Origin of the sequence: Sphingosinicella rhizophila (assembly GCF_032378825.1) — a bacterium.
In the GTDB taxonomy this organism is placed as follows: Bacteria; Pseudomonadota; Alphaproteobacteria; order Sphingomonadales; family Sphingomonadaceae; genus Allosphingosinicella; species Allosphingosinicella rhizophila.
On the sequence record NZ_JAVUPU010000029.1, the window covers coordinates 1 to 464 of the forward strand.

Sequence of the window (464 nt, forward strand, 5' to 3'; positions counted from 1 at the left end):
CTAGAGCATGATCATGCTTCTGTGAATCGGGAGGGGGGATTCCCAAGCGGGCCTGTTCGTGATTCAACATGCTGGCTGGTGGGAGGTCGGCATGGATGACCCGAGCTTATTCGAATGATCTTCGTGAGCGGGTGGTGGCAATGGCCGAGAGCTGCCCCAACCGCGAGACGGGCTCTGTTCTTGGGGTGAGCGCTGCGAGCGTCTCCCGGTGGGGCAATCGCAAACGTCTGACCGGGAGCGTGAGCCCCGCCAAGGTCGGTGGTTATCGCAAGCCGATCCTGCTGCCGGAGCATGCCTGGCTTACGGCCCGGCTGGACGCCGAGCCTGACATCACTCTGCGCGCGTTGCTGGCTGAGCTGCACGATCGCGGCGTAGAGGTGAGCTACGGGGCGTTGTGGAATTATCTGGAGCGCGAGGGCTTCACCTTCAAAAAAAACCGTGTTCGCCAGCGAGCAGGATCGGCC

1 pseudogene is annotated in these 464 nt (G+C 62.3%); it reads left to right on the forward strand.

The annotated features are described in order from the left end of the window. Positions 1-95: 95 nt before the first annotated feature. Positions 96-464, forward strand: a pseudogene (locus tag RQX22_RS19255) (IS630 family transposase); the annotation flags it as partial.